Source organism: Micromonospora yasonensis (genome assembly GCF_026013475.1).
Taxonomy (GTDB): Bacteria; Actinomycetota; Actinomycetes; order Mycobacteriales; family Micromonosporaceae; genus Micromonospora; species Micromonospora yasonensis.
Map to the genome: position 1 here is coordinate 1 of NZ_JAPDPH010000389.1, position 3,334 is coordinate 3,334.

The window sequence follows — 3,334 nt, forward strand, 5'->3', positions numbered from 1 at the left end:
AGTCCCCAGGCGATGAACGAGTTGTCGAACGGCCAGACGGTGCCGACGTGGTAGCCGAGCGGGTTGTAGCGGCCTTGGCCGGTGGCGAGGGTCCGTACGCCCCAGCCGGAGAAGAGGTGGGGGCTGAGTAGGTGTTCGGCGATCTTCGGTGCCCGGGATTCGTCGACGATGCCGCTCCACAGCAGGTGGCCGATGTTGGAGGAGAGTGCGTCAACCTGGCGGCCGTCGCCGTCGAGGGCGAGGGCGTAGTACTCCCCGTCGGGGATCCAGAAGTCGCGGTTGAAGCGTTCCTTGAGGTCGGCGGCTTCGCGTTCCAGCCGGTCGGCGTAGGCGGGGTCGTGCCAGAACTGGCGGGCCAGCCGGGCGCCGCGGATCTTGGCGTCGTAGGCGTAGCCCTGCAGCTCGCAGGTCGCCCGGGGCAGGCTGGCCAGCCGCCCGTCCCGAAACGAGATCGAGTCCGGGGAATCCTTCCAGCACTGGTTCTCCAGGCCGTTGCGCTCGTTGCGGCGCTGGTACCAGATGTAGCCGTCGCCCATGAGGTCGCCGTACTCGTCGATCCAGTGCAGGGCCGCGCGCGCCTCGTCCTCGAACTCGCGCACCGTGGCGGCGTCGCCGGTCCACCGCTCGTACTCGTCGAGCAGGATCACGTACAGCGGGGTGGTGTCGGCGGCCCCGTAGTACGGCGCCTGCGGGCACTCCTCGAAAGCGACCAGCTCGCCGTAGCGGAACTCGCGCAGGATCTTGCCCGGCTCCTCGTCGAGTTCGTCGTCGAGTACGGTGCCCTGGTCGGTGCCGAGCATCCGCAGGGTGTGGACGGCCAGCTCCGGCGTGAACGGCAGCGCCTGCAGGCTGGTGATGATGGGGTCGCGGCCGGTGAGGGTAGCGGCCCACGGCAGGCCGGCTGCGGGCAACGGCTCGGACGGTAGCGTCAGCGGCGAGAACCGGAGCGCGGCAAGATCGACCAGGCTACGCTCGTAGGCCCGCTCCACCAGCTTCCAGTCGCAGCTCAGCCGCGGAGCCTTGCCGAGCCACCGCCGCAGGTCGTCGTGGAGCCGCACCGGGTCGCGCCGAATAGGGCCGGGATACACGTGGTCGCGAATGTCCTGACCGTCGGGGCGTAGCACCAGCCCCCGGACATGCAGTGTGGTGGTCCACCGCCCGTGGGGTTCGATCCGGATGTGGTAGGTCAGCCCTTGCTCGTCGACGTGTGCCGGTTCAGTCGTGGAGATCACCGTCTCCCGCCGGAACTTCTCCCGCACGTAGCCGATGTGCAGGCACCCGTCCTCGACGTACCGGTAAAGCCGGCCGGCTCGCGTATGTTCCTGTCCGAGGACCACGGCCAGCGGGGTGAAGTCGCCGTCCGCGTCCAGACGGACGGTGAACTCGGCCGGTTCCCCGGAATGGTTGAGCACCGTCAATCGCTCCTCGAAGCTGCCGGCCACCGACCGTTCCCGGATCACCGACACCTTGGCGTCCACGTAGTGCGTCGGAGCCCCCGGCACCAGGAAGAACCGCACCTCGAAGTACGACGGGTCGTCCACCGCCAGCGCGCTCACCCGTTCGCCGTTGATGGTCAGCCGCCACAGCGAGAGGAAGCGGGTGTCGAAGGAGAAGAACCCGCACGGGCCGCTGGGCTGGGTCTCTATGTCGCCGCTGCCGCCGCTCAACACGAAGATGTTGCCGTCCAGGATTCGGACGAGGTCGCTTTTCATCCCTGCCTCCGGCGGTCCCAGGCGGCGAGCCGCGGGTGACGCGCGCCGGGCGGCGGCGCGAAGAGCCGCTCCAGCAGGATGATGAGCCGGAACTGCCCTTCGAACATGATGTCGTTGCGCAGCCACGCCGGGAGCGGTTTGGCTTCGCCGCGTGCCATCCGGTCGAAGAAGGCGTTGTCGGAGCGGACGACCGTGTCGGCGGCGCTGTTCTGCTGGGACACCCGGACGGCGCCGGCGCGGATCTCCACGAACCAGTGGTCGACCTCGTGGTCGCGCTCGAGGTCGAAGCGTATGGTGCCGTTCGTCTTCTTCAGTAGGCGTTCGTGGCCGTGGCGTTCGAGCGCGTCGAAGAACTTCCTGGTCGCGTCCGACATGGCACCACCCCCGTGGAAAATCCGCTGGATCGAGAGGCAGCGTCACTCGGTTCAGGGTGTGCCGGCCTCACCCGGAACGGGTGAATCTGGACGGCGGCCGCGGGCAACGTGGGAATTCACCCGAACCGGGTGATGCGGAGGCACCCCACTTCCGGTCAGGGTGAGCTCTCGGGACCATCGGAGGGGAGGCTCATGTCGGATCCCACCACGAGCTTCTTTGAAGCGCTCGGCCGCCGCGGGCACGAAGCCCTCTTGGCAGAGGCCACCGGGACGATACGGTTCGACCTCACGCACGAGCAGGGCGTCGACCGCTGGTTGGTGGTGATCGAGCGGGGCGACGTCCGCGTGTCGCGAAACGGGGGCGAGGCCGACTGCCTCGTCCACGGCCGCCGAGTGACCTTCGACAGGATCGTCGGCGGCAAGTCGCAGATCTACTCGGCGTGGGTGCGCAACGAACTCCGCACCGAAGGTGACGTCCGGCTGGCCCGTCTTTTCCAGCGGGTCATGCCGGGGCCGGCCGGAGCCCATCGCCCTCGGGATTTCGCCCGTGAGCGGAGACGTGCGGCATGAGTGACGGTCTTGTCCGACTGCTGGACGGCAACACGTTCGTGGTCAGCAAGGAGAGCGGTGACATCGATGCCTCACCCGCCATCCCGACCGGTCTCTTCTCGTTCGACACCCGATTCCTGTCGAAGTGGATCCTGTCCATCAACGGTCAACGGGTCAACGCGCTCACGATCGAGGAGGTCGAGTACTTCCAGAACCGCTTCGTGGTCGTCCCGGCCCTGCCCACTCCGCTTGTCGACGTCAACGTGTCGGCCATCCGGGACCGATCCATCGGCGGCAGCTTCACCGAGCGGCTGACGCTGATCAATCACGAACCCGAGCCGGTCGAGCTGCGGGTCCGGATCGACGTCGAGAGCGACTTCGCCGACCTTTTCGAAATCAAGGACGTGCGGAACAAGAGCGGGAGGTACTACACCCAGACCGACGGTGGGTGCCTGCGCCTCGGCTATCAACGGGAGACGTTTCGCCGGGAGACCCTGGTCTCGTCCACCGTCGCGGGCCGGGTCGACGAGCACGGCCTGACGTACCACGTACGGCTCGGACCCCACGGTCAGTGGATCACCGAACTGCGCGTACAGGCACTGGGCCTGGACGGGCGCGACCTTCGCGAGAGCCTGCAAGGCAGACCAGGCCGGGTCAGACGGCAGCTGAGGCAGGATCTGGACGACTGGCTCGCGGAGG

General features: G+C 67.8%; 4 protein-coding genes. 2 read left to right on the forward strand and 2 right to left on the reverse strand.

Annotated features, from left to right (window positions below):
* Nucleotides 1-1,712: amylo-alpha-1,6-glucosidase (locus tag ONA70_RS35460; RefSeq protein ID WP_265010844.1), on the reverse strand; the 1,712-nt coding region annotated here is incomplete at its 3' end.
* On the reverse strand, nucleotides 1,709-2,086 hold the full coding sequence (locus ONA70_RS35465) for an SCP2 sterol-binding domain-containing protein (protein WP_265010845.1): 378 nt from the start codon (nucleotides 2,084-2,086) through the stop codon (nucleotides 1,709-1,711). The genes ONA70_RS35460 and ONA70_RS35465, both read right to left, overlap by 4 nt.
* Nucleotides 2,087-2,278: 192 nt before the next feature.
* Between ONA70_RS35465 and ONA70_RS35470 the strand changes: the two genes are divergently transcribed.
* Together ONA70_RS35470 and ONA70_RS35475 are read left to right on the forward strand one after the other, a co-directional pair.
* A complete protein-coding gene (locus ONA70_RS35470) occupies nucleotides 2,279-2,656 on the forward strand; it encodes an SCP2 sterol-binding domain-containing protein (protein WP_265010846.1) in 378 nt (125 codons plus the stop codon).
* Nucleotides 2,653-3,334 (forward strand): glycogen debranching N-terminal domain-containing protein (locus ONA70_RS35475; RefSeq protein ID WP_319959633.1); only part of this gene is annotated, 682 nt, incomplete at its 3' end. The genes ONA70_RS35470 and ONA70_RS35475, both read left to right, overlap by 4 nt.